The organism is Pseudoxanthomonas sp. LjRoot206, from assembly GCF_056175725.1.
The window spans coordinates 120,888-146,109 of record NZ_JBGFFI010000001.1 but is presented as its reverse complement, the minus strand read 5'-3'; the positions used below and the strand labels follow the sequence as shown (position 1 = coordinate 146,109).

Here is a 25,222-nt window from a genome sequence, read left to right as displayed (position 1 = left end):
TCCGGGATCGGCCGCCCGGCGTGGGCGTCAGGCAGGCTCGGCGCACGCTGCGCCGGTGCCGGCCCAGGCCTCGGTCAGCTCGGGCAGCGGACAGGGCACGTGCACCGCATAGCCCTGCACGTAGCCGATGCCGACCTCGCGCAGCTGCGCCATCACCGATTCGCACTCCACCCATTCGGCGATGGTGACCTTGCCCAGCGCCTGGCCCATCTGGCTCATCGAACGCACCAGCGCCAGGTCGGCGTCGCCCTGCGACAGGTCGCGGATGAAGGCGCCGTCGATCTTGAGGATGTCCACCGCCAGCCGCTTGAGGTAAGCGAACGAGGAGAGTCCACTGCCGAAGTCGTCCAGCGCGATGCGGCAGCCACGAGCGCGCACCGCTTCTATGAAGCGGCAGGCATCGTCCAGATTGGCGATCACCGCAGTTTCGGTGATCTCGAAGCACAGGCTGCGCGCGGCCTGCGGATGCCGGTCCAGCAGCGCGGTGACGTGGTCCAGGAAGGCCGGCTCGGCGATCGACTGCGCCGACACGTTCACATGGCACAGCTCCAGGCTGGCCAGGTGGTCCGGATGCCGGGCGAAGTGGCGGAACAGCGCGTCCACCACGTAGGCGTCCACCGCCATGCCCTGCCCATAGCGCTCCATCGCCGGCAGGAATGCGCCGGGCGCGTGCACCCGGCCGTCGCGGTCGCGCAGGCGCACCAGCACTTCGTACTGCAGGCGGTCGCTGCCGTCCAGCGCGACGATCCGCTGCGCGTACAGCAGCAGGCGCTGTTCGGCGAGGGCCAGCTGCGTATGCGCCACCCACTCCAGTTCGTGGCGTCGCCGCGACAGGCTGGGATCAGAGTCGCGGTAGCAGCGGATGCGGTTGCGGCCTTCTTCCTTCGCCACGTAGCACGCCGCGTCCGCCGCCCGCAGCAGCCAGTCCACGTCCACCGCCTCGTCGTTGATCTCGGCCACGCCGATGCTGCAGTTCAGGCCGAAGCTTCGCCCCGCCCACACGAAGCTGGTGTCCGCGAGCGCGGCGTGGATGCGCGCCATCGCCGCTTCGGCCTCGTCCAGCGTGGTGTCGTGCAGCAGGATGGCGAACTCGTCGCCGCCCAGCCGCCCCAGCCAGTCGTCGCGGCGCAGCTGAGAGGACACGGTGCCGGCGAACTGGCAAAGGAAGCGGTCGCCCGCTTCGTGGCCGCAGGTGTCGTTGACCAGCTTGAACTGGTCCAGGTCGATGTAGCACAGCGTGTGCCGGCCCTTCGCCTGGCCGAGCGCGCAGCCCAGCCGGCGCGCGATTTCGCGCCGGTTGATCAGCCCGGTCAGTTCGTCGTGGCTGGCCTGGTGCGCGATCTCGCAGGCCAGCTCGTGCGCGTCCGACACGTCCTCCGCCAGCACGAATACGTGGGCGCCGCGACCTGCTCGCGCGTCGACCGGCGAAGCGGTCCAGCGCACCCAGCGCGCCTCACCGTCGGGACGCACGAACCGGCGCTCGCCCGCGTCGCACAGGCGCTCCCAGTCGATACCGCCGTCCGCATCGCGTGGCAGGTCGTCCGCGTGCAGCACGTCCGCCAGGCGCAGCGTGCGCAGCTCCTGCAACGGCCGCGCCAGGATCTGCGCCAAGGCTTCGTTGGCCTGGGTGAACCGGCCCTCGCGGTCCAGCTTGAGCATGCCGACCACCGACTGGTGGAAGGCCATGCGGAATTCGCTTTCGGTCTCGCGCACGCGGCGCAGCGTGCTGCGCACCACGTACAGCGCGTAGGCGCACAGCACGACGAACACCAGCGCACTGAGCCCCAGCAGCACGCGCCGCATGAAGTTGGCGCCGTCGGCCAGCGAGCGCGAGAACGCCAGCTCTTTCGGGCGCACGCGGGCATCGATCGCCATCAGCTGGCGCTGGTAGGCCTCGATGCTGTCGGAGTCGAGCGCGCCGCGCGCCTGCCCCGCTTCCAGGTCGTCGGCGAGCACGACGAGCTGTTGCAGTTCGACCTCGGCTTCGCGCCACAGGCGCACCGAGTCGCGGAAGTAGGGCGCGTCGGCCAGCACGCGGTACATCCAGATCAGCCGCCCGATGTCGTCCGGTGCGTTGTCGCCCTGCAGGAAGCCGGCGCGCGCCGCCGCGAGGTCGACCGGATCGCGCTCCAGCGCACGCCGGCCGTCGCGGTCGCCGAGGGGAATGCGCAGCGCGGCGCGGGCGTCGGCCAGGTCGGCGGGCTGCGCGTGGCTCGCGTAGCGGTACAGGCTGTGCACGGCGCGTTGCTGCGCCTTGGACCAGTGGCTCTCGCCGATGATGTAGGCGGTCGCGCCCGCCTGCGTCTCCAGCACGGCGGCGGTCAGCAGCGCGCCCAGCGCGGACAGCAGGATCAGCGCCGCCACGCGCGCAGGCAGCCGGTGCAGCCCGCGGTCGTCGTCCCGACGGCCGGGTCCGCCCCCTGCGCTGGTCACCCCGTTGTGCACATGCCGCTCCTGTCGATTCGACTGCAGGCCGGCGTCCACGCCTTCCCGCTGTCGTTCATCGGCCCGGCCGCCTCCGGCTTGAGGGGACAGCGCGGGTACGGACGCCGTCCGCCGACCAGTGGTCGTGCCGTGTCAGGGTTCGACGTCGACGGCGGCCTCGGCGTCGACCACGCGGTCGCGCCCGGCGTGCTTGGCGCGGTACATGGCACCGTCCGCCCGCCGCAGCAGCGAGGCGGGATCGGCGTCCTCCGGTGCCAGCGTGGCCAGGCCGATGCTGGCGGTGACGGCCAGGCCGTCGATGCCGAGCCCGGCGCCCGCCGCGCTCACCTGGTGGCGCATGGCCTCCAGCCGCGCACGCGCGGTCGCACCGCCGATACCCGGCAGCAGCACCAGGAATTCCTCGCCGCCCATGCGGATCACGTCCGCCGGATCGCGCACCGCCGCGGTCAGCGTGGCGGCGACCGCGACCAGCACCTGGTCGCCGACCTCGTGCCCGTGCAGGTCGTTGATGCGCTTGAACAGGTCGATGTCCAGGAAGCCCACCGCCAGCGCACCCTCACCGGTGCGCGCATCGCGCATGTGCTGCTCCAGTCGCTTCAGGCCGGCACGACGGTTCGGCAGGCCGGTCAGACCGTCGGTGTCGGCCAGCGCGCGCATCTCGTCGCGCTGGCGGCGCAGCTGTCCCAGGCGCAGGTTCAGCACGTAGGCGCTGACGGTCAGGAACCAGGTGATCGACAGCTGGATCGCTTCGACGCGATATTCGATCAGCAGGCCGCTGTCGGCCAGGTCCATCGCCGCCATCGCCAGGAACGGTGACACCGCGGTGATCGCCGGCACGGCGTCGGCGCGATGGTGGGGCAGCAGGCCCAGCCCCAGCGCGAACACCACCGCGCAGCCGACCAGGAAACCGGCATCCATCGCGGTGGCCAGTTGCGACAGGCCCGTGGTCGGCAGCCACGCTGCCGCCACGGCCAGCGCGCAGAGGCAGGCAGTGAACCACGGCAGCCAGCGCTGCGTGCGCGGCCAGATGCGCGCACCGCCGACCAGCAGCCACATCACGTACAGCAGGATCGGCAGGCCGACGCAGGAGAACGCCACCAGCCAGCGGGTTTCCTGTCCATCGACGGGCAGCCAGGGTTCGGGATAGCCGCTCAGCCCGCTCAACACCGACTGCCCGAGCACGCTCAGGGCGCACAGCAGCGTGTAGCCGAGGAAGACGCGGTCGCGCGTGGTCAGGAAGCCCATCAGCGCCATGAACGCCAGCGCGATGGCGATCGCCACGCAGGCGGTGCGCACCAGCAGGCGCGCGGTGTCGAACTGCTGCACCGGGCTGGGCGCGCCGATGCGGATGGTCGGGATCCAGCCGGGCTTGAGCGGCTTTTCCCACGCGACCTGGATGGGTTCGCGGTTGCCTGCCGGCGGCACCACCACCATGCCGACGCCGGCGCGGAAGCGCGAGTCGCGCGTGCGCGCGTCGTGCATGCGCCCGCAGATCTCGCGGTCGCCGTGGTGCACGCGCACCTCGCCGGCGAAGATGTTGAAGACGTTGACCGCCTGCGGCGCACCGGACCAGCCCTCCGGCGGCGCGGGTAGCTCGACACGTTCGGTCAGTTGCGCCTGCATCGCGGGCGTACAGTGACGCTGCGGGGCCTGTTCGGACGTGGGCATGCCGGTGACCAGGTAGTCGCGGCCCGCCTGCGGAGCCGCCAGCGCCGGGCACGACAGGGCCACGAGCAGCCATAGCCACCCCGCGATTCCGCCAATCCGCCCCCTGCTCCCCGTCACAGACACTCCGCTACGTCGCCGCTCCCGAGGTCCGGTGCGCTGGCTTGCGTCCAGGGAATGCAACATCCGTGCCACGGCCGAGACATCCGCGCAGGTACTCACTGAACGTTCGCCGAGGCGACGCGTGGGAGGTCATTCGTCGCCCGGGGCTTCCCTCCTCCCTGCCCATCGCCCTCAGTCGCGCGGCGGCCCCTTGCGGTGCGGCTTGCCGGTGCCGAACGGCTTGTCGCCGCGCGGCTTGCCCTTGCCCGGTCCGCCGAACTTGCGCGGCGGCGCGGCGCCCGCACCGGCACCACCGCCCTCGCCCGGCTTGTGGATACGGAGCTGCTGGCCCGACACCCAGACCTTCTTCAGGTGCATCAGCACTTCGCGCGGCATGCCTTCGGGCAGGTCCAGCGTGGTGTGGTCGTGCTGGATGTCGATGCGGCCGATGTAGCGGCTCTCCAGCCCCGCCTCGTTGGCGATCGCGCCGACGATGTTGGCCGGCTTCACGCCGTGCGCGTGGCCCACTTCGATGCGGTACGTCTCCATGCCCACCTCCGGCGCACTGCGCGGCGCCTTGTCGGCGCGCGGGCGATCGGTGTCGGGGCGTTCGATCTTCGAGCGTTCCGGCTTGTCGAAGCTGCGCGCCGGGCGCTCGCCCTGGCTGTCGTCGCGGCGCGGACGCTCGTCGCGCTCGCGGCGTGGCGCGTTGCCGTAGGTCTCGCTGCGCACCGGGCGCTGTTCGCGTGGCGTGCGCTCCTGCGACAGCAGCAGCGGCGTGTCGCCCTGCACCAGCTGCGCCAGCGCGGCAGCGATGTCCACCGCCGGCACGTTCTGCTCGCGCTCGTAGCGTTCGATCAGCGCGCGGAACTCGCCGGCCTTGCCGGACGCCAGCGTGTCGGTGATGCGCGCCAGGAACTTCTCCACGCGGCGGTCGTTGACCGCTTCCACGCTGGGCAGCTGCATCTCTTCGATCGGCTGGCGGGTGGCGCGCTCGATCGAGCGCAGCATGCCCTTCTCGCGCGGGGTGACGAACAGGATCGCGTCGCCGGCGCGGCCGGCTCGGCCGGTACGGCCGATGCGGTGCACGTAGCTTTCGGTGTCGTACGGGATGTCGTAGTTCAGCACGTGGCTGATGCGCTCCACGTCCAGGCCGCGCGCGGCCACGTCGGTGGCGACGAGGATGTCGAGCTTGCCGTCCTTGAGCTGCTGGATGGTCTTCTCGCGCGCCGCCTGCTGCATGTCGCCGTTGATGGCGGCGGCGGCCAGGCCGCGCGCCTGCAGCTTGTCGGCGAGTTCCTCGGTGGCCGCCTTGGTGCGGGCGAACACGATCATGCCGTCGAACGGTTCCACTTCCAGGATGCGGGTCAACGCATCCAGCTTGTGCATGCCGCTGACCCACCAATAGCGCTGGCGGATGTTGGCCGAGGTGGTGGTTTTCGAGGCGATGTTCACCTCGACCGGTTCCTTCAGGTAGGTCTGCGCGATGCGGCGGATGGCCGGCGGCATCGTCGCCGAGAACAGCGCCACCTGGCGCGTCTCCGGCGTCTTCTTCAGCACGGTCTCGACGTCGTCGATGAAGCCCATGCGCAGCATTTCGTCGGCTTCGTCCAGCACCAGCGTGGTCAGGCCGGACAGGTCCAGCGAGCCGCGCTCGAGATGGTCGATCACGCGGCCGGGCGTGCCGACCACGACGTGCACGCCGCGCTTCAGCGCCTGCAGCTGCGGGTAATAGCTCTGGCCGCCGTAGATCGGCAGCACGTGGAAGCCGGGGATCTTGCCGGCGTACTTCTGGAACGCCTCGGCCACCTGGATCGCCAGCTCGCGCGTCGGCGCCAGCACCAGCGCCTGCGGGCTGGTGGCGTTGGGCTTGATGTTCGCCAGCACCGGCAGCGCGAACGCGGCGGTCTTGCCGGTACCGGTCTGCGCCGTGCCCAGCACGTCGCGGCCGGCCAGCATGGCGGGGATGGTGGCCGCCTGGATCGGCGACGGGGTCTCGTAGCCCACCTCGGTGACCGCCGCCATGACGGGCGCGGGCAGGCCGAGATCGGCGAACATCAGGGGGGCGGGCGAAGGGGATTCGGTAGACATGCGGACACTCCGGTGGCGTCGCGGAGCCGCACGCCGAGCCGCGTATTGTGCGCCTTCGGGGGCCTCCTGTCGCGCTGCAGCACGAACCGGGCGTCCCGGCCGTGATTTTTCCGCCGCCCCGGCGAATCACTTTCCAGACCGCACAATCCACCGGGTGCCGGGATGGAAACGATCACGATCATGAACCGCCTGACCGACATGGACGCCGCCACGGACTTCCCGCAGCTGCTGCAGCGGCACCGCGGCGTGCTGATGAAGGTGGCCGGCAGCTACGCCTGGCACCCCGACGACCGCGACGACCTGGTGCAGGAGATCGCCACCCAGCTGTGGCGCGCCTGGCCGGACTACGACCCGGCCCGGACGTTCTCCACCTGGATGTACCGGATCGCGCTGAACGTGGCCATCTCGCACGTCCGCAGCCGCACCCGCGGCGTGCAGCCGGAGGCCTGGCACGAGGACCACCACGACGTGGCCGACCCGCGGGCGCACGACCACGAAAGCCGCCAGCAGGTCGACCTGCTGTACCGCTTCATCCAGGCGCAGCCGCCGCTCGACCGCGCCCTGCTGCTGCTCTACCTGGAAGACCACAGCTACCGCGAGATGGCCGACGTGCTCGGCCTGAGCGAAACCAACGTCGCCACCAAGATCGGCCGGCTGAAGCAGCGGCTGCGCGACGAACTCTGACCCACCCCCTCCACGACGGGAGCACACACGATGGAACCGGATGAACTGAAATCCGCCTGGCGCACGCTAGGCGAACGGCTGGAACGGCAGGAAACGATCCAGTGGGAACTGCTGCGCGACCGCAAGCTGGATACGGTGAAGCGCACCGTGCGCCCGCTGTTCTGGGCGCAGGCATTGCAGGCGCTGCTGGGCGCCGGCCTGCTGGTGCTGGGCGTGGCGTGCTGGGGCCGCAACCCCGACGTGCCCGGCCTGTTCGCCAGCGGCATCGCCCTGCATGCGTTCGGCGTGGTCACCATGGTCATGGCCTTCATCACCATGAGCCTGATCGGCACGATGGACTACACCGCGCCGGTGCTGAAGATCCAGAAACGCTTCGGCCTGCTGCAGCGCTTCTACGGCCTCAACGCGATGATCTGCGGCGCGCCGTGGTGGATCATGTGGCTGCTGGTCATCGTCGGCTTCGCCGGCCTCGGCCCGGTCGATCCGGACGCGGGCACGCCGGCCTGGATCACCTGGAGCTTCTTCATCAGTGTCGCCGGCTTCGTCGCCACGGTCGCCGCCGTGTACTGGCACCGCCACCGCCGCCCGCGCGCCGAAGCGACGTGGGAGGAAAGCGTCGGGGTCCGCCGCAGCCGCACGCTGCTGGAGCAGATCGCGCATTTCGAAAAGGAATGACGCTGGCCCTGGCCTACACTGCGCGCATGCCACGCATCGACTTCGACCTTGATCCGCACCACGACTTCGTGGAACTCAACCAGTTGCTGAAGCTGGTCGGCATCGCCGACAGCGGCGGCCAGGGCAAGGCGATCGTGGCCAGCGGCGACGTATCGGTGGACGGTGCGGTGGAACTGCGCAAGACCGCGAAGATCCGCGCCGGCCAGGTCGTCACGATCGACGACGTCGAGATCCGGGTCGCCGCCGCCCACGGCTGAGGCCGACGCCGCGACGCGCGATCCACGTCGCGCCACCCGGGAGCGGGAAAAACCCTCTCCCGAGCGGGAAAAAGCCGCTCCCGCCAAACGCCAGGCCGCTCCATAGCGGGAAAAAGCGTCTCTCTCCACGCTCGAAGCCGCATTGCCCGACGGTAAACGTCAGTTTCCTCACACTACGAGCGTCATCGATGACGCTGGGCGCCGCTCTCTCCACCCTCCAGGCGCCTTCCGGTCGGCGGAAAGCGGCTCTGCTCACACTCGAAACCGCTTTGGAGAGGGATGCACGCCGCTCCGGGTTCACTTCAACCCGCTCCGGAGCGGCGGGAAGCCGCTCTCCACGCTCGCCACCGCTCGCATGCGGCGCAAAGCCGCTCTCGCCACGCTCGGAACCGCCCTTGTCACACGGAAAGCGTCGCGCTGCGTACGGCAGGTCCCGTTCGGGACGACGCGATGCGCTCGCGTTACGGTACCGCGCCGGCGCTGTCGGGCAGCACCACGGGGGCGTCGTCGCTATCGGCCATGCGGTCGAACTCGGACAGCGGGCTGTCGGCCGGGCATGTGGTATCCGGGAAGCCGAACTCCGTGCGCAGCGCCAGGCCGCAGGCCTGCATGTCGTCCAGGCCCGCGTCCGCGCGCTTGCACTTGCTGTCGAAGCTGCGCATGAAGGCATCGCGGCGCATGACGAAGTCATCGCCGCAGCGGCGCATCAGCTGCAGGCGGTCGAGGTCGTCCTGCGCGGCATTGGTACCGTCCAGGCCGTATTCCTGCAGTTCGTCCTTGCTGAGCAGGCGCAGGCGGCGGTTGGGCACGGTCATCATCAGGTCGGCCACCGCGACGGCCACGCCGTTGCGCGACAGGTAGTCCTTCACCCGGTCGTAGACGCCGCGCAGTTCCTCGTTGAGTTCGGCGCGCGTGGTCGCGGTGGAACTCATGCGGATGATGCGGTGCACGCCCACCTTGCCGGAGATCATCCGGTTGTCGCCCGCGCCCAGCACGAATACGCAGGCGCTGTGGCAGACCGAGCCTTCGCGCACCCAGATGGTCCAGCCGCCGGCACCGATGACGTCGCCCGCCTTGATCGCGTCCTCGACCTGGCCGCCGGCGGAATCGAGGTCGAGGATGCGCTTGTGGATGCCCATGCGACCGGCGATGTCGGCCACGCGCGCCACCAGGTCGGTGAAGTCGGCGGCGATCTTGCCCTGGTAGCGCAGGCGCAGCACGCCGCCCTTCTGGCACGGCGACAGCGCGTCGACCACGCTGAAGAAGGCCAGCGATTCCAGCGCCGCGCCATCGCCCTCGTCGGTGTTGTATTCGGCCTGGCAGCTGACCCAGGCCTGGCCGGAGCTCACTTTCGACGCCGGCCAGTCGGTCGGCATGCCCTCGGACGGGGCGCTTTCTGCCGGCGCGGCCGGCGGCACGCCCACGAGCGGCCCGCTCGACACCGCCCCGTCGCCGCGCTCGGCCTGCTTGGCCGGCGTATCCGTCGTGGTGGCGGGTGAGGCTTCGGCCACGGCATCGGACGCTCCTTCCGGAGCGACCGGGCCACAGGCGGCCAGCAGGACGGCGATCAGCAGCGCAGCGGGGGCGAAATAGGAGGTGCGGGACAGCATCCGGTCGATCACGGCACGACGCCAGGCCGCAGCGGCCGGGCATGGAGGGGGTCGGCCTAGTCTAGGGTGAAATCCAGCGCGGGGTCCCACCGTGCGATGAACCCGGGGCGCGCGCCGCTGTCACAGCAGGGCCCACAGCAGCTGTAGCAGCCCCCACAGCGACACTGCCCAGATCACCGTGCGCAGGTAGGGAATGCCCGCCGCATACACCGGCACGTAGGCGAGCCGTGCCCAAAAATAGCACTGCGCACCCAGCGCGGTGGTGGCATCGCCGCGCTCCAGCACGGCCACGGCGAGTGCGGCGGCGGCGAAGAACGGGAACGTCTCCAGGAAGTTGCGCAATGCGCGGTCCATGCGCGCCGCCACGCCGGTCAACGGCGGCAAGGCGGCATCGCGCGCGCCGACGTTCCACTTCAACCCACGCTGGTGGGTGGTCAGCGCGGCCCCCAGCAGCACGTGCGCCAGGCCCAGTGCGACGGACCAGGCCAGCATCTTCAGTTCGATCGGCATGACGGCGTTTCCCCGTGGACGGTGCCGGGCACTCTAGCGCAGCCGACGCGGGGCCTGCGTGGCGTGGACATCGCGAGCACGGTTGATCGATCCGGGAGACTACGTCGGTCTCGCGACCCGGCACACCAACCCGAACCTTGACGCGGTTCACAGACCTGTGCGAAGCGACGGTGCATCGCGTTCCTGCTGACACGGCACGGGTACACGCATTTCGTCATGCCGCTGACGTTCTGCCCAGGCGCGGGACGCTGCGCTCCCTGAACGGCTGAGGACGTGCTTGCGGCTTTCGGGTGATTTGGGTATCACAGTGCTACGGAGTGTCGGCTCCGCAGGGGAATGCATTGGCAATACACCAGGACCTTTGGCGGCCCGTCCAGTGGGCGCAGCGCTTTGCGGCCGCGTTCGCCTGGCTGCTGGCCGCCACGCTCACCCTGGTGGATGTCGGCAGCGACCATTTCCTCGACGACAGCGTGCCCGTGGTCGGCGTGCTGGTGGCCATCGCCACCTGGCGCAGCGCGCAGCGGCCGGTGCGCCTGGCAGTGGCCGGCCTGCTGAGCGCACTGTTCCTGATGCACCTGTGGCAGTTCCATGCGCTGGGCACCTGCCTGGTGCTCGCCGCGGCGACGGTCATCGCCTGGATGCGGGTCTGGCGCGGGTTCTGGCCGGAGTTCGTCATGCGCGTGTTCGCCGCCGCGCTGTTGCTGCTGGCCGTGCAGCCCCTGCTGGGCGCGCTGCAGGCCGGCGACCTCGTTCCCGAGATCGGCTGGGCGCTGTCGCTGTCGGCGCTGGCGATGTTCCTGCTGGTCTACACGCCCACGCTGCGCGACGGGCGCGCGCTGGACACCAGCACCGAGCTGGTCGCCTTCGTGCTGGCGTTCGCGGTGATTGCCCTGGTCGGCTGGCACGCGCCCGGCAGCCTGATCGGCAGGATGGGCGTGGACTTCCCGCCGATGCGACCGATCTCGACGCTGTGCGTCGCGCTGGTGGCGCTGGCCTTGCTGCTGCGCCAGCGCGATCACGAGCGGGCCGCCTGGATCGTGCTGGCCCTGGTCATCGCGCCGCTGCTGTTCACCCTGCTGCAAACGCTGGGCGGCATCACCACGCCCGCCAACGCGCTGCTGCACCGGATCGGCTGGTTGCCGCGCCCCACCACGCCACTGATCGGCGGCTATACCGACTACGGCGTACTGACCGCGTGGCTGGCAGTGGCCCTGCTGCCGCAGTCGCTGCAGCGATGGGAAAGCGTGCGCTGGGGCATCACCCGCGGCCTCGGCATCGCGATGGCCTCGGTCGCCGGCATGGCGACGCTGGGCCTGCTGATCCAGCTGCCCTACCACCGCGAAGGCATGTCGATCTACCAGATCTCGCTGACCGCGTCGGCGCAGCTGGTGGCATTGGGCCTGGCGCTGGCGGTGGCCGGCGAGAACTCGCTGCGCGAGCGCATGTTCGGCGTGCTGCCGATGGCGGCGGCACTGATGCTGGGCGGGCTGTACTGGGGCGCGGCGTCGGGCGACCGCGATGCGATGGCGCGCAACGTGATGAAGACGCAGGCCGCCTCCACCACGCCGACCTTCCTGCGGGGCATCGAGCTGCGCCGCGGTGCGCTGCGCCAGCTGTCCGCGGCGTTGAGCGCGGCGGTGCCCGAATCCGCCGAAGACCTGTTCGACCACTATGTCGACGACATGGTCGGTGCCTTCGCCGGCTTCCGCGTGGTGCGCAGCGTGGGCGACGACGGCCGCGAGTTCCGCTGGGTGCAGCCCGGCTTCGAAGCGCCGGTCGCGCCCTCGCCACCCGTGCCCGTGGCCGACGCGGGTCACCTGCTACCGGTCGCCGGTGGCTGGTGGCTCACCGTCGACACCGCGGGACGCCGCACGCAGGGCTTCATCGCGCTGGACGATTTCATCCGCACGCTGAGCAAGGCAGTGCTGTCGGACCGGCCGGTGCGCGCCACCGCCGTGGGCATGCCGGCGCTGGAACAGGGGCAGCCGCAGGGCGCGCCGCTTTCGGTGGAACGCGTTTCGCTGCCGGGCCACGACGTGCAGCTGGAACTGTGGGCGCCGCCGTCGCTGACCTCGTTCACGCTGCCGCGCGCCCTGGTGGTCGGCGGCCTCAGCAGCGGCCTGCTGATCGCGTTCGTGCTGTTCCTGCTCGACATCTCGCGGCGACGCTCGTCGGAAGCGGCGGAGACCGCGCGCTCTCTGTTGCTGGAAACCGAGCGCCGGCTGGATGCGCAGCGCCGGCTCAACGACGCCGCCGCGATGGACAGCGCGACCGGTTTGCCGCGGTTCTCGGCGCAGGCCAACCTGATCACCGAACGGATCGCGGCGCCGTCGGCGCACGGCCATGCGCTGGCGATCGTCGACCTGGACGGCTTCGGCATGGTCAACGATTCGTTCGGCCACGACGGCGGCGACGAAGTGCTGCGGCGCATGGGCCAGCGCATCCTCGCGGCCTGCGACGGACAGGGCAGCGTGTACCGCTATGGCGGCGAAGGCTTCCTGGCGCATTTCGCCGACGTCGACATCGACCGGCTCACCCGCTTTGCCGAGGACATCCGCCGCGCGGTGGGCCAGCCGATCGCGCTGTACTCGACGCATCCCTCGTTCACCGTCACCGCCAGCATCGGCCTGGCGCATGCGCCGGAGCACGGCGCCGACCTGCAGACCCTGCTGCGCAGCGCCGACGACGCGCGCCACCTGGCCAAGCGCGCCGGCCGCAACCAGGTGCGCCTGCCGTCGGCCAGCGCGCAGCAGGAAGCCAACGATCGCCTGAGCCGCGTCACCGCGCTGCGCGAAGCGGTCGCGCGCGGCCAGCTGCGGCTCGCCTACCAGCCCGTCGTCGCCGGCGATACCTCGCAGTTGATCGGCTTCGAAGCGCTGGCGCGCTGGCGCCATCCGGCCTGGGGCGAAGTGCCGCCGTCGGTGTTCATCCCGCTGGCGGAAAGCGCCGGCCTGATGGAGGACATCGGCCACTTCGTGCTGGAGCAGGCCTGCCAGCAGCTGGCGCGCTGGCGCACGATGGGGCTGCGCACGCTGGGCATGGCGGTGAACCTGTCCCCCAGCCAGCTCGGCCAGCCCACGCTGGCGCCGTGGATCGCCGACTGCCTGCAGCGCCACGAGCTGCCGGCCGACGCGCTGACGCTGGAACTGACCGAAAGCGTGCTGGTGGAAGACATGGGCGCCGCGCAGCAGATGCTGCAGACCCTGCACGCGCTGGGCGTGAAGCTGGCGCTGGATGATTTCGGCACCGGCTACTCCAGCATGGCCTACCTGCAGCGGTTGCCGCTGGACATCCTCAAGATCGACCGCAGCTTCGTCGACGGCATCGCGACGGAAAGCACCGACCGCGCCATCGCCCGCACCATCCTCGTGCTGGCGCACGAGATGGGCATGCGCACGGTCGCCGAAGGCGTGGAGACGTCCGAACAGATGCACGCGCTGCAGCAGATGGGCTGCGACGAGATGCAGGGCTACTTCTTCGGCCGCCCGATGGAAGTCGACGAAGCCACCACGCTGGCGCGCGGCGAACTGCGCCACGCCGCGGGCTGACGCTCAGCCGCGCAGCAGGCCTTTGATCGCGGCCGTACTGCCGCTGTCCGGGAACACCCGTGCATCCAGCGTCACGCGGGCGATGCCGAGGTGATCGCCGACCACGCCCTTGAACACGCTGCGCAGGTCGGTGGTCGCGCGCAGGTCGCGACCTTCGTTGAGCTGCGCCGGCGACAGGCCGGGCCACTCGCCCGCGACGCGTCCACCGGCGATGGCGCCACCGGCCAGCATCGCCAGCGTGCCGGTGCCATGGTCGGTGCCGCCGGTGCCGTTCACCGCCGCGGTACGGCCGAACTCCGTGGCCACCACCACCACCGTGCGCGACCACGCCTCGCCGATGCCGTCGTGGAACTGGCGCAGGCCCTGGTCGAGTTCGGCCAGCTTGCGTGCCAGCACCGGCCCCTGCTGCGCGTGCGTGTCCCAGCCGGTGTTCTCGACGAAGCCGACGCGCGGCCCGTCGTTCGCCGCCATGAAGCGCGCCGCCGCGGCCATCGCCTGCGGCAGGCGCGCGACGTTGCCGCCCGCCTGCATGCCCTGCGCGGCGACCGCCTGTTCGAACGGATGCGCCAGCGTGGCATCGGCGGCGTACAGCGTCTGCAGGCGCTGCAGCAGGATCGGGTTGACGTCGTCGGGCAAGGGCGGCGACCAGGTCGTCGCGTCGGCCGGACCACGCAGGATCAGCGGCATCACCGTGCTGACCGACAGCGCGCGCGATGACGGCAGCGCGGCCACGCAACGGTTGAGCCAGCCGCCGGTCGCACCGCCGGTGGCGGCCGTGCCGCTCTCCAGGTTGTCCTGCGCTTCGAAATGCGAGCGCTGCCGGTAGGGCGGCGCCACCGCGAGCACGGGCATCCATTCGCGACGCGCGTACAGCTCATGGCTGAAGGCCAGCGCCGGATGCAGGGCGAAATCCGCATCCAGCCGCCGCGCGTCGGCTACGGCCAAGCGACCGCGCAAGCTCGCGTGCTGCGGATCGCCGGTGGGGACGACCGCATGCAGGCCGTCCAGTCCACCGCGCAGCAGCACGACCAGCAGGCGTGTATCGCTGCGTCCGCTCGCCTGCGCGAAACGCGGCCACAGGCTGAGCGTGGTGGCGGCCGCACCGGCGGCGAGGAAGTGGCGTCGGGTGATCGGCATGGTCAGGTCCTCCACTGGAAGGCGGGACTGGCGAACAGCAGCGCGAGCCCTTCGCGTGGCGATTCCGCCCGCCGCAGCGCGGTCAGCGTGTCGGCATCGGGCGCATCGCCGAACACGACCGTGGCGGTACGCAGCGGATCGGGATCGTCGCCTGCGGCGGTTTCCGCCAGCGACTGCGCGGCCTGGATGCGCTTCCACACGGCATCGGCGCCGCTCCAGTCGGCGGCCGCATCGGCGAAGCCTTCCGGCGAGCGCGGCGTGAACGGCGGCTGCCCGAGCCGCCCCAGCAGACCGGCCAGCACGCGCGGCTGCGCGACCGTCGTCGTGCCGGTGCTGCGCAGCGTCGACACGACGAAGTCGTCCGGCGTCTTCAGTTTACGCGCATCGGCGGACCACGCCTCGTCGCTGTCGATCAGCGCGGCGTACACCGGCCGCAAGGCACCGCCGTGCCGTTGCCACGCGGCGGCCATGCGCTCGATCACCGCCGGCGGTGGCGTGTCGCTGATGAAATGCCGCGCCAGCTTGCCGCAGACGTGGCGCGCGGTCGCCGGATGCACCGCGAGGTCGCGCAGGATCGCGCGGCCCTGCGCTTCGCCGTCGGCGGCGTAGCGGCGACCGAGCACCTGGCGCGTGCCGGCCTCATGCGCATTGGGACGGAACTGGAAACTCGCAGTGCCATCGCCGGCCTGGCGTCCGCGCGCCGCCGGCACGCTCCAGCCGGTGATGGCGCGGGCGAGTTCGCGCACGTCGTCCTGCGCGTAGCCACCGTCGACGCCAAGCGTGTGCAGTTCCAGGATCTCGCGCGCGAGGTTCTCGTTGAGGCCGGCGCGCGGCGCCGCGTCGTCCTGCGCGCGCCGCCGCTGCCGCTCGGCCAGCCGCGACTGCTCGCCGACCGAGCGCACGTTGTCGAGGTAGCGCAGCATCGCCGGATGCCGCTCGACCGCCAACAGCAGGTCGGCGAAATCGCCGGTCACCTGGGGACGGATCGCTTCGCGCTCCATCGGCGCCGCGTAGAGCGTGGCCGTGCGCTTGTCGACGGAAACGGCGAAATGGTTCGACCAGAACCGCACCAGCCGTTCGACGAAATCCTGTTCGGTCACCACCGCCTGGCGATAGCGCCAGCCGAGTTCCGCCTGCTGCTGCCTGCCGAAGCGCTCGCGGAATCCCATGACCGCGTCGCCGGGCTTGTCCGCCTGGCGCGCCTCGCGACGCTGGCGCAGGTAGTCGTACTCCGCAGCGAGATAGTCGGCGCTCGACGGCAATGCCGTAGGCGCGATCGCAGGCGGCGCGCCCAGTTGCGACTGCAACCAGCCACGTGGATCGTCGATGCGGTCGAGCGTGCCCGGGCGCGCACCGAGTCCGAACCGGTTGGCGGCGCTGACGGCTTCACGTCGGGTCATGGGCGGCTCCGTGGGAACGACAGAGGTTCCAACGCCCCGCGTGCGCAGGCGTTGACAGCTCGTCGAATGCCTTCAGCGATGTCGTCGCATTTTCACGCGCATGAATGCGCCTGCGGACTACTCGCGTCCGTCGCGCAACTGTGCCAGGAAGGCGCGACCCGCCGGCCCGGGCGGCGCATCCTTGCGCCACACCGCGCGCATCGGCATCTGCGCGTAACGCGGATCGGCGTCGGCGATGCGCAGCCGTTTCAGTCGGCCTGCAGCGATATCCTCTTCGACCATCGGCAGCGGCATATGGCCCCAGCCGAGGCCGGCGCGCAGGAAGGCATGCTTGGCGCCGAGATCCGCCAGCCGCCAGGTCAGCGGCGACTGCACGGCGAAATCGCGCCCGGCGGTCAGCGGCGTGCGGTCGGTGAGCACCAGCTGCACGTGCTTCACCAGCGTCTTCGTCGGCACGGTGCCGCGCACGCCGGCCATGGCATGCGCGGGCGAAACGACAGTGACGAAGGGCACCGGCTGCAGCGGTTCCACCTCGAGTTCGTCGGGCAGGTCGGGCAACGAACCGACCACGCCGATCCGGCAGGTGCCGTCCAGCACCGGCTGGACGACACCGCCCAGCACTTCCACGTACAGCCGCAACGGCGTGTGCGGGAAAGCGGTGCCGCTGTGGGCGGCGGCGCGCGTCAGCGCCTGCATCGGGAACATCACGTCCACCACCACCGACAGTTCAGGCTCGAGGCCTTCGGCGACGCTGCGCGCGCGGGCCTTGAAGGTGTCCATGTGCTCGGCGACCGCGCGCGCTTCCACCAGCAGCGCGCGGCCGGCATCGGTGAGTTGCGGATAGCGGGCGCTGCGGTCGAACAGGGTGACGCCGAGCTGCAGCTCCAGGTTGGCCAGCGTCTGGCTGACCACCGACTGCGCGCGGCGCAGCTTGCGTCCGGCCGCGGAGAAACTGCCCTGCTCCGCCGCCGCGATGAAGGTGCGCAGCTGGTCGAGCGTGACGGCGTCGAGCATGTATCGCTCCAGACGATGGATTTCATCGAAATATATAGGCTTCCGGGATGCATGGCGACGGCCTAACCTGCGCTCCGTTCCCGCTGCACCCACCTCATTCCCCGGAGTCCACCATGTCCACCGTTACCGCCCCGCTCACCCGTACCCCTGCCCTCCACGGCGCCGCCAACCTGGCCGGCCGCACCCTGATCGCCTCGCTGTTCGTCATCTCCGGCCTCGGCAAGCTGGCCGCCTACGCCGGTACCGCCGGCTACATGGAGTCGGTCGGCGTCCCCGGTGCCCTGTTGCCGCTGGTCATCGCACTGGAAGTGGTGGGTGGCCTGGCCATTGTCGCCGGCTACCGCACGCGCATCGTCGCCAGCCTGCTCGCCGCGTTCTCCATCGCCAGCGCCGTGCTGTTCCACAGCAACCTCGGCGACCAGATCCAGCAGATCATGTTCCTCAAGAACATCGCCATCGCCGGCGGCTTCATCACCCTGGCCGCACGCGGCGCCGGCGGCTGGAGCCTCGACAACCGCTGATCCGTCACGCTCCGCGACAGGACGAACGCCGGCCCCGTGCTGGCGTTCGCCGTTGCGGGCCACCGCGACCGCACGCCGGTACAAGCACCAGACGCGACCGCCATGCGAGCGTGCAGGCTGCCTCGCCGTGGACTCCCGCATGCCTGGTCGCCTCCTCCCGCTGCTGTGCCTGGCAGGCCTGTTCGCAGGCACATCCGCGCATGCCACAGAGATGGCGCGCCTGCCGGTGGCACCGTTCGCCGTGCTGCCCGACAACGTGCGCCATCCGGAAAGCCTGGCCACCGATCCCGCCAGCGGCGAAGTCTATGTGGGCACCTTCGACGCGCGGGAGCCGGCGTCGTTACGCAACAACCAACTGCTGCGGTTCTCGGCCGACGGACGCCTGCTGGCACAGCGCAGCTTCGGCGCGACACCGCTCACCGGCATCGCACTCTTCAAGGGCGACCTGTACGTGCTCAACTTCGGCGCATCGAAGCTGCAGCGGCTCGATGCACGCTTCAGTGCCGATACGCGGGTCGAGGACGTGGTGACGTTCACTGCGCTCGCGCCGACGACGCCACCGCCACGGCATGTCGCGAATCCCGATGGCAGCCAGGACGTGATCGCCTACGGGTCGCAGGGATTCCCCGCGATCAACGGGCTGGTCTTCGACCGCGCGGGCGACCTCTACGTGTCGGATTCCTTCCAGGGCGCGGTCTACCGCATCGCCGACGCCACGACGTGCCACCCGTGCAAGGTCGAGATGTTCGCTCGCGATCCGCTGCTGGCGACTACCGGTGCTTTGCCCTTCGGCGCAAACGGACTGGCGTTCAACGCGGACGAATCCATCCTCTACCTCAACAACGCCGGCGACGGCCGGGTGCTGCGCAAGCGCATGCCGGATGGCGCCATCGACGTGCTCGCCGACGGCGTGTACGGCGCCGACGGCCTGCTGCTCCACCACGGCCTGCTGTGGGTGGCGGCGAACCAGATCGACACCATCGTGGCGCTGGACGAGCGCGGCCGCGTGCGCCACCGCGCCGGCGATTTCCTCGGCGTGGCGACCGATGGCGCGCCGCGCGGCCTGCTGTTTCCTGCCGCGACCGCGGTGCAGGGCCGCCGCATGATCGTCGCCAACCTCGCCCTGCCGCTCACGCCCGCCGCCGGCGACGAATGGGAGGAGGACGTCACCCGCTGGAACCTCATGCAATTCGATCTCCCCGATCCGCCGCCGCTCGATCACTGAGGAATTCCCATGCTCAACATCACCCCGTTCGGCTGGTTCCACACCGCCATCAGCCTGGTCTCGCTGTTCGGCGGCCTGTACACGCTGCTGCGCTACCACGACATCCGCTATGCGACGGCGTTGGGAAAGACCTATATATGGTTCACCGTCGCCACCTGCCTGACCAGCTTCTTCCTGATGCGCACCGGCAAGCTCAGCGAAGCGCACGGCCTGACCGTGCTGACGCTGGTCGTGCTCGCCATCGCGGTGCTGCTGGGGCGCAACGCGGTGCTGGGCTCGTGGCGGCACGTCGCGTCGTCGCTGGCGTTCACGCTGACGGTGTACTTCCACTTCATTCCCGGCTTCACCGAAACGCTGACGCGAGTGCCGATCGGCGCGCCGCTGGTGTCGGGCCCGCAGGATCCGCTGCTGCAGAAGCTGGTGGGCGCGACCTTCCTGGTGTTCTTGGCCGGCATGGCGCTGCAGGTACGCGTGCTGCGCCGCGGCCGCATCCAGCTGCGTCCTGCGACCTGATCCTGCGCAGGCGGCGATGCTGACCGCGCTGCCGACGCTGGATGCGCTGCTCGACGCGCATGCCGCGCAGCTGGGAGACGACGCCGTGGGGTATCGCCACCATGCCTACCGGGTGGCTAACTTCTACTGGCAGCTGTTGCCCGGCGATGCGGAGATGCTGGAGAAGCTGAGCATCGCCGTCGCCTTCCACGACCTCGGCATCTGGACCTCCAAGACGTTCGACTATCTACCACCTTCTCGGGCCCTGGCGCGGGACCACCTGCATGCGATCGGCCGGCCCGAATGGCGGACGGACGTGGACGCCATGATCGATCACCACCACCGGATCCGCCGGATGCCAGCGGCGACGCATGCAAGCGTGGAGACGTTCCGACGCGCGGACTGGATCGATATCAGCAACGGCGTGGTGCGCTTCGGCCTGCCCCGCGACGTCGTGCGCGAGGTGCGGACGACGTTCCCCGATGCCGGCTTCCATCGCCGCCTGCTGCAGCTCACCCTGCGGCGCCTCCGGCGACACCCGCTCTCACCGCTGCCGATGATGCGATGGTGACCCTGCACGCTGCCCTCGCCCCTGCCGACGGACGGTCATTGACTTATATAGTTAGGACTCCTAACTTATTGGCCATGATCGATACCCCCTTCCAGCGCAGGCAGGCCACCCGCGGACTCGAGCAGCTCGCCTCGCTGGTGCGCGCGCAGTCGTGGCGGCAGGATGGCACGCCCTCGCTGCCGCCGACCCAGGCCGCCGTGCTGCGCATGCTGCAGGGTGTGCAGGACGGCCTGCGTGCACGCCAGATCGCCGAGCGCCTGGGCGTGTCGGCGGCGAGCCTCAGCGATTCGCTGAAGGCGCTGGAAGGCAAGCAATGGATCCGACGCACGCCCGATCCCGACGACGCCCGCGCCGCGCGCGTGAAGCTGACGTCGGCCGGCTCGCGCATGGCCACGCAGCTGCAACGCCCCGACCAGGGCATGGGCTCGCTGGTGGAAGCGCTGGGCGAAGCCGATCTGGGCGCGCTGCTGCGCGTGACCCAGCTGCTGGTCAACGAGGCGCAGGAACAAGGCCTGGCCACGGGCCTGCGCACCTGCCTGGGCTGCGCGTGCTTCCGCCCGTTCGCCTCGGGCCGACGCGACGCGCCGCATGTCTGCGCGTTCCTGGACAAGGCGTTCGGCGATGCGGAACTGCGCGTGGACTGCGCGGAGCAGCAACCCGCCGACGGCGATCAACGCGAGGGAAGCGTCCTGCGCTTCCGGCAACCGACTCCGCCCTAGGCGGAAAAAGATGGGCGGCGCCCGACTGCAATCGGACGCCGCCCGGTACCTCCCACCCACCCTACGAGAGCAAGCAAGAGGAATTCGATTATGCGCCAGAACACCATCCGACGTTTCGCGTTGGCCGCCGCACTCGCGCTGGCCATCGGCGGCGCGCACGCCCACGACGGCAAGGCCCACACCGGCGGCATCGCGTCCGCCGCCAACCAGGCCGTCACCGCCGATTTCGACATCGTGCACACCAAGATCACCACCGAGAAGAACATCGCCACCTTCCACATGGCCGTGTCCGGCAAGGCCGGCAAGAGCACGCCGGCCGCGACCGGCAAGCTGGCCGGCAGCGACGTGTTCTCCTACGTGTGGCCGACCACCATCGATCCGTACGAGGTCGGGTTCGAGAAGGGCGCCGGCATCCTGGCGATGGCGGTCACTGCGCATCCGGACTTCGACGACACCCCGCTGTACGACGAGAACGGCGACGGCAAGCTCGACAACGACGGCAACCTCTGGCACAGCCACTGGGTCGTGCTGAAGCCGAACGAGGCCTGCGGCCCCGGCGCGCTGGCCGTGATCGACATTCCGGAAGGCAGCAAGCCGCGCCTGCCGAAGACCTGGCCGGGCTTCCCGATCCTGATCGACAGCCCCGGCTGGAGCCCGACGCTCAATGCCGAGACGGTGGAAGTGAAGGTGCCGTTCGACGACATCGGCGTGGTCACCGCCGGCAGCTTCGACGGTGTCACCGCCGGCCTGCGCGTCAACGCCAGCGTGCATGCACCGCTGCTGTGCGTGGTGGACGTGTTCAAGGTCGCCTCCGGCAACCTCGGCCTGCCGGGCAAGCCGAACAAGTAATTCCCCTCCCTCGCGCCGGCCTGCACCGGGCCGGTCGCGAACCCACGAGATATCCCCATGAACGCCATCGATCGCCCGGCGCCACCGTTGCAGGTGGACCGCTGGTTCAACACACCCCATGCCATCGCCCTCGAATCGCTGCGCGGCAAGGTCATCGTGCTGGAAGCCTTCCAGATGCTCTGCCCTGGCTGCGTCTCGCACGGCTTGCCGCAGGCCTCCCGCTTGCACGCGACCTTCCCCGCAGACCAGGTCGCCGTCATCGGCCTGCACACCGTGTTCGAGCACCACGCCGCGATGACGCCGGTCGCACTTGAAGCCTTCCTGCATGAGTACCGCATCGGCTTTCCCGTCGGTGTCGATCGCGCTGGCACGCCCGGACCGATCCCGCAGACGATGCACGCCTATGCGATGTGCGGCACGCCGACGCTGGTATTGATCGACGCACAGGGCCGGATCCGCCACCAGCACGTCGGCCAGGTCAGCGACCTGGTGCTGGGCGCGCAGATCGCGGCGCTGGTGCACGAGGCCCAGGCCATCGCAGCCTCCGAAGAGACGCAGTCCGGGACTGGGGCAAGCGCAGGCTGCGACCTGAACGGCTGCGCCATTCCGGCCTGACGCCCGCTGTCCGGTCATCCGCGGTCGCCGCGTTCAACAGGCACAGGGGCTTCACGGCGCGTTCGCGCCGCTCAGGATTGGATTGCACCATGCACCGCGCGCCCGCCCCTTTTTCGCTGCTGCACCGCCTGGCCTTCCTGGGCCTCGGCATGACGCTCGCGGCGCTCAGTGGGGCGCTGCTCCACTGAGGAGTCTCCCCCTGAGCAATCAGGGCGCCGGCATCTCCGGCACCAGTTCCGCCGCCCACGCCAACGCAATGGCGCGCTCCTCCGGCGCGAACGTGCGAACGTCGGTCTGGGGCAGGATCCGGTCGGCCATCGACGTGACCGACACCAGCCAGCGCTTGTCACTGACCACGGCGGCGCGCGCGAAGCGGTCGTATTCGCCGCGCTTCGACAATGCGTAGCGCAGGTCCTTGCCGATCACCTCCAGCGACAGGCCGTGCAGGTCGCTGATGTCGCTGACCACGGCGATGCGCGTGTAGCGCGCCAGCCGGGATTCGAGATCGGCGATGCAAGTGTCGTAGTCCGCGCGGGTCAGTTCGTCGGTGAAGCGGTACGCGGCGACGTGTGGCGGGCTGGTCAGTATCTCGAGCATGCACGCGCTCCAGGGAAGCCAGCGGCGACCTTAGCCGCGTCGCCAATGGCGTGCGTCAAATCCGCTTCACGAAGCTGCACCGCAGCGGCGTGCGCGTTTACGGTTGTTCGCGCTTCAGCGACCAGAACCCGATATCGCGACGCACCCGGTAGCCGAGCTGCTCGTAGAGCGTCTTCGCGCGCGGATTCTCGTGGCTGACATGCAGGAACGGCCGCACGCCGCGCGCCAGCGTCTCGTTGGTCAGCCAGGTGGTGAGCTGGCGCGCGTAACCGCGGCCATTGAAATCCGGATGCGTGCAGATCGCGCTCATTTCGCGGCTGTCGTCGCTGCCGAGGCGTTCGCCGATCATCGCCGCCAGCCTTTCGCCTTCGTAGATGCCGAAGTAGCGGCCGAGCTCCATCGTGCGGGCGCGGAAGTAATGCGGGTACACCAGCGCCGTCAGTGCAAGCACGTCGTCGCGCTGCGCGGCGTCCAACGGGACGATCTCCGGCCCGTCGGGCACGGACAACGGTGCATCGCAGACCATCTGCGCCAGCGGCTGGAACGCGTGCAGCGCCCAGCCCGCCGGCACGCGGTCGGGCGCGATGCCGAGCAGATAGACCGCTTCGTCGGCCGCCACCAGTGACGGCAACGCCTCCTCCATGCGCACCTCGCGCGAAGCGATGCCGAGGAACGGTGCATAGTCCGCCGGATAGCGGGCGAGCTGCCCGCTTCCGTCCACCTGCGCGATGCCGCGATGCAAGGTGGTCAGCGCGGACCAGAACGGATTGTCGAGGGGCATGGCGTCATCTCAGGGTGGTAGCACGCGGGAGCACGGCCGGCCGGCTTCGCACATACTAGCCGCGCGCCCCGCAGGAGACCGTGCATGCACCGTTCGTTGCGCCCCCTCGCCCTCGCCGTGTTGACGATGGCCGCACTGCCCTCGCTCGCCGCCGAACCGGATCCGGAACGCACGCGTGCCTACATCACCGAGGCATGGACGACGCTGACGCGCTCAATGGAGGACTGCTCCTCGTTCGGCGACGAGAAGATCCACGACCGTCCGGTGCTGTACCTGCCGGCCGACCTGCACGACCCGCGCGTCGAAGCGATCGGCAAGCGCTGCAACGTCGAAGTCCGCCACCTGCCCGCACGCGTAGAGCACATCGGCAGCCTGGACCCGACCGCGCTGGCGCGGCAGGGCCTGCTGTACCTGCCCCGCCCGTACGTGGTGCCCGGCGGTTTCTTCAACGAGATGTACGGCTGGGACAGCTACTTCATCGTGCTCGGCCTGCTGGCCGACGGCCGCGCCCGCCTGGCGCGCGACATGGTGGACAACATGCTGTTCGAGGTGGAGCACTACGGCGGCGTGCTCAATGCCAACCGCACCTACTACCTCACCCGCTCGCAACCGCCGTTCCTCGGCGAGATGGTGCGCGCGGTGCTGGATGAACCGACCAGCTTCGACACCCCGGCGGAGGCCAGCGCCTGGCTCGCCAAGGCCTATCCGCTGGCCGTGCGCGACCATGCGGTCTGGTTGCGGCCCGAGCATCGTGCCGGCGATACCGGACTGGCGCGCTACTTCGACTACGGCCAGGGACCGGTGCTGGAAATGCGCGATGCCGACTACCTGCGCGGGGTGATCGCGTGGCTGCTGGCGCATCCCGACCGCGACCCCGGCTACCTGGTGCAGGCCTCCGAGCATCCCGACGCCGCCGAGGCCGCGCTCCTGCGCGAGACCAGCTGCGATGTGGCCGCCTCCAAGGTCTGCGCGCAGGCCTGGGCGCAGGGCCATCGCCTGACCAGGGACTTCTACCTCGGTGATCGCGCGATGCGCGAATCCGGGTTCGACGTGAACTTCCACTTCGGCCCGTTCGCCGGCTCCACCCATCACTACGCGCCGGTCTGCCTCAACAGCCTGCTGTACCGCTACGAGACCACGCTGCAGGACCTTGCCGAGCGGCTGGACCAGCGCAGGGATGCACACGACTTCGCCCGCACCGCCGCTGAGCGCAAGGCCGCGATGGACCGCTACCTGTGGGACGCGCAGGCCGGCCAGTACCGCGACTACGATGTCGTTGCCGGCACGTCGGCGCGCGTGCCGTACATCACCACGTTCTATCCGCTGTGGGCGGGCGCCGCGTCGCCGGAACAGGCGCGTGCGCTCCAGCGCCATGTCGCCGCGTTCGAACTCAAGGGCGGCCTGGCGATGAGCCTGGACGACAGCGGTGCGCAGTGGGATGCGCCGTTCGGCTGGGCGCCGACGAACTGGCTGGCCGTGGCCGGCCTGGACGCCTACGGCTTCGACGAGGACGCAGCCCGCATCGCCCGCAAGTTCACCGCCACCATCGACCGCAGCCTCGCCCACGACGGCACCATCCGCGAGAAATACAACATGGCCAGCGGCGATGCCGAGGTGAAGGTCACCGCCGGCTACAGCGAGAACGTCATCGGCTTCGGCTGGAGCAATGGCGCCTACCTGAAGATGCAGGCCCTGCTGGCGCGCACGCCGTGAG

22 protein-coding genes are annotated in these 25,222 nt (G+C 70.2%); 12 read left to right on the top strand and 10 right to left on the bottom strand.

The window, feature by feature from the left end; all coding sequences use genetic code 11:
- Positions 1-27 precede the first annotated feature (27 nt).
- The 3 genes from AC04MD_RS00710 to AC04MD_RS00700 all read right to left on the bottom strand — a co-directional run bounded on the left by AC04MD_RS00710 (position 28) and on the right by AC04MD_RS00700 (position 6,303).
- Positions 28-2,445, bottom strand: coding sequence for a putative bifunctional diguanylate cyclase/phosphodiesterase (locus AC04MD_RS00710; RefSeq protein ID WP_475495425.1), 2,418 nt, complete (start codon positions 2,443-2,445; stop codon positions 28-30).
- Between the two features lie 132 nt (positions 2,446-2,577).
- Positions 2,578-4,176: a sensor domain-containing diguanylate cyclase gene (locus AC04MD_RS00705; RefSeq protein ID WP_475495424.1), complete on the bottom strand. Its 1,599-nt coding sequence runs from the start codon at positions 4,174-4,176 to the stop codon at positions 2,578-2,580.
- A 228-nt stretch (positions 4,177-4,404) separates the two neighbouring features.
- Positions 4,405-6,303, bottom strand: coding sequence for a DEAD/DEAH box helicase (locus tag AC04MD_RS00700; RefSeq protein ID WP_475495423.1), 1,899 nt, complete (start codon positions 6,301-6,303; stop codon positions 4,405-4,407).
- A gap of 180 nt (positions 6,304-6,483) precedes the next feature.
- On the opposite strand from AC04MD_RS00700, the gene AC04MD_RS00695 reads away from it, so the two are divergent.
- Genes AC04MD_RS00695 through AC04MD_RS00685 form a run of 3 tightly spaced genes read left to right on the top strand, consistent with a single transcriptional unit; the run spans position 6,484 to position 7,919 of the window.
- Positions 6,484-6,987, top strand: a complete 504-nt coding sequence (locus AC04MD_RS00695) for an RNA polymerase sigma factor (RefSeq protein WP_475495422.1) — start codon at positions 6,484-6,486, stop codon at positions 6,985-6,987.
- A gap of 30 nt (positions 6,988-7,017) precedes the next feature.
- The gene (locus AC04MD_RS00690; protein WP_475495421.1) at positions 7,018-7,662 is read left to right on the top strand and encodes a hypothetical protein; all 645 of its coding nucleotides are present in this window, start codon (positions 7,018-7,020) and stop codon (positions 7,660-7,662) included.
- 26 nt (positions 7,663-7,688) lie between these two features.
- On the top strand, positions 7,689-7,919 hold the full coding sequence (locus AC04MD_RS00685; RefSeq protein WP_475496143.1) for an RNA-binding S4 domain-containing protein: 231 nt from the start codon (positions 7,689-7,691) through the stop codon (positions 7,917-7,919).
- A 461-nt stretch (positions 7,920-8,380) separates the two neighbouring features.
- On the opposite strand, the gene AC04MD_RS00680 is transcribed toward AC04MD_RS00685, so the two are convergent.
- Both AC04MD_RS00680 and AC04MD_RS00675 read right to left on the bottom strand, forming a co-directional pair.
- Complete coding sequence (locus AC04MD_RS00680) at positions 8,381-9,529, bottom strand: COG3904 family protein (protein ID WP_475495420.1); 1,149 nt, start codon at positions 9,527-9,529, stop codon at positions 8,381-8,383.
- A gap of 120 nt (positions 9,530-9,649) precedes the next feature.
- Complete coding sequence (locus AC04MD_RS00675) at positions 9,650-10,039, bottom strand: MAPEG family protein (protein WP_475495419.1); 390 nt, start codon at positions 10,037-10,039, stop codon at positions 9,650-9,652.
- Between the two features lie 341 nt (positions 10,040-10,380).
- Between AC04MD_RS00675 and AC04MD_RS00670 the strand changes: the two genes are divergently transcribed.
- The gene (locus AC04MD_RS00670) at positions 10,381-13,587 is read left to right on the top strand and encodes a putative bifunctional diguanylate cyclase/phosphodiesterase (RefSeq protein ID WP_475495418.1); all 3,207 of its coding nucleotides are present in this window, start codon (positions 10,381-10,383) and stop codon (positions 13,585-13,587) included.
- Between the two features lie 3 nt (positions 13,588-13,590).
- Here AC04MD_RS00670 and AC04MD_RS00665 read toward each other — a convergent pair whose 3' ends face one another.
- The 3 genes from AC04MD_RS00665 to AC04MD_RS00655 all read right to left on the bottom strand — a co-directional run bounded on the left by AC04MD_RS00665 (position 13,591) and on the right by AC04MD_RS00655 (position 17,138).
- A complete protein-coding gene (locus tag AC04MD_RS00665) occupies positions 13,591-14,724 on the bottom strand; it encodes a DUF1501 domain-containing protein (protein WP_475495417.1) in 1,134 nt (377 codons plus the stop codon).
- Positions 14,725-14,726: 2 nt separating this feature from the next.
- On the bottom strand, positions 14,727-16,124 hold the full coding sequence (locus AC04MD_RS00660; protein ID WP_475495416.1) for a DUF1800 domain-containing protein: 1,398 nt from the start codon (positions 16,122-16,124) through the stop codon (positions 14,727-14,729).
- Between the two features lie 117 nt (positions 16,125-16,241).
- A complete protein-coding gene (locus tag AC04MD_RS00655; protein WP_475495415.1) occupies positions 16,242-17,138 on the bottom strand; it encodes a LysR family transcriptional regulator in 897 nt (298 codons plus the stop codon).
- Positions 17,139-17,251: 113 nt separating this feature from the next.
- Between AC04MD_RS00655 and AC04MD_RS00650 the strand changes: the two genes are divergently transcribed.
- The 7 genes from AC04MD_RS00650 to AC04MD_RS00620 all read left to right on the top strand — a co-directional run bounded on the left by AC04MD_RS00650 (position 17,252) and on the right by AC04MD_RS00620 (position 22,130).
- Positions 17,252-17,659 carry a DoxX family protein gene (locus AC04MD_RS00650; protein WP_475495414.1) on the top strand — a complete coding sequence of 136 codons (408 nt, stop codon included), beginning with the start codon at positions 17,252-17,254 and terminating at the stop codon, positions 17,657-17,659.
- A 139-nt stretch (positions 17,660-17,798) separates the two neighbouring features.
- Entirely contained in the window at positions 17,799-18,884 is a 1,086-nt protein-coding gene (locus tag AC04MD_RS00645; RefSeq protein WP_475495413.1) for an SMP-30/gluconolactonase/LRE family protein, read from the top strand.
- A gap of 9 nt (positions 18,885-18,893) precedes the next feature.
- Positions 18,894-19,397, top strand: coding sequence for a hypothetical protein (locus AC04MD_RS00640; RefSeq protein ID WP_475495412.1), 504 nt, complete (start codon positions 18,894-18,896; stop codon positions 19,395-19,397).
- 16 nt (positions 19,398-19,413) lie between these two features.
- A complete protein-coding gene (locus tag AC04MD_RS00635; protein ID WP_475495411.1) occupies positions 19,414-19,947 on the top strand; it encodes a hypothetical protein in 534 nt (177 codons plus the stop codon).
- A 74-nt stretch (positions 19,948-20,021) separates the two neighbouring features.
- Positions 20,022-20,666 carry a MarR family winged helix-turn-helix transcriptional regulator gene (locus AC04MD_RS00630; protein WP_475495410.1) on the top strand — a complete coding sequence of 215 codons (645 nt, stop codon included), beginning with the start codon at positions 20,022-20,024 and terminating at the stop codon, positions 20,664-20,666.
- A 90-nt stretch (positions 20,667-20,756) separates the two neighbouring features.
- Complete coding sequence (locus AC04MD_RS00625; RefSeq protein ID WP_475495409.1) at positions 20,757-21,515, top strand: hypothetical protein; 759 nt, start codon at positions 20,757-20,759, stop codon at positions 21,513-21,515.
- A 57-nt stretch (positions 21,516-21,572) separates the two neighbouring features.
- The gene (locus AC04MD_RS00620; protein WP_475495408.1) at positions 21,573-22,130 is read left to right on the top strand and encodes a redoxin domain-containing protein; all 558 of its coding nucleotides are present in this window, start codon (positions 21,573-21,575) and stop codon (positions 22,128-22,130) included.
- 207 nt (positions 22,131-22,337) lie between these two features.
- Here the strand turns inward: AC04MD_RS00620 and AC04MD_RS00615 are convergent, their stop codons facing one another.
- Positions 22,338-22,727, bottom strand: coding sequence for a SpoIIAA family protein (locus tag AC04MD_RS00615; protein ID WP_475495407.1), 390 nt, complete (start codon positions 22,725-22,727; stop codon positions 22,338-22,340).
- A gap of 97 nt (positions 22,728-22,824) precedes the next feature.
- Positions 22,825-23,508 (bottom strand): GNAT family N-acetyltransferase, encoded by a 684-nt coding sequence (locus tag AC04MD_RS00610; RefSeq protein WP_475495406.1) that lies wholly within the window; start codon positions 23,506-23,508, stop codon positions 22,825-22,827.
- 84 nt (positions 23,509-23,592) lie between these two features.
- Here AC04MD_RS00610 and AC04MD_RS00605 point away from each other — a divergent pair, with 84 nt between their 5' ends.
- Positions 23,593-25,221, top strand: coding sequence for a trehalase family glycosidase (locus AC04MD_RS00605; RefSeq protein ID WP_475495405.1), 1,629 nt, complete (start codon positions 23,593-23,595; stop codon positions 25,219-25,221).
- Position 25,222: the final 1 nt, after the last annotated feature.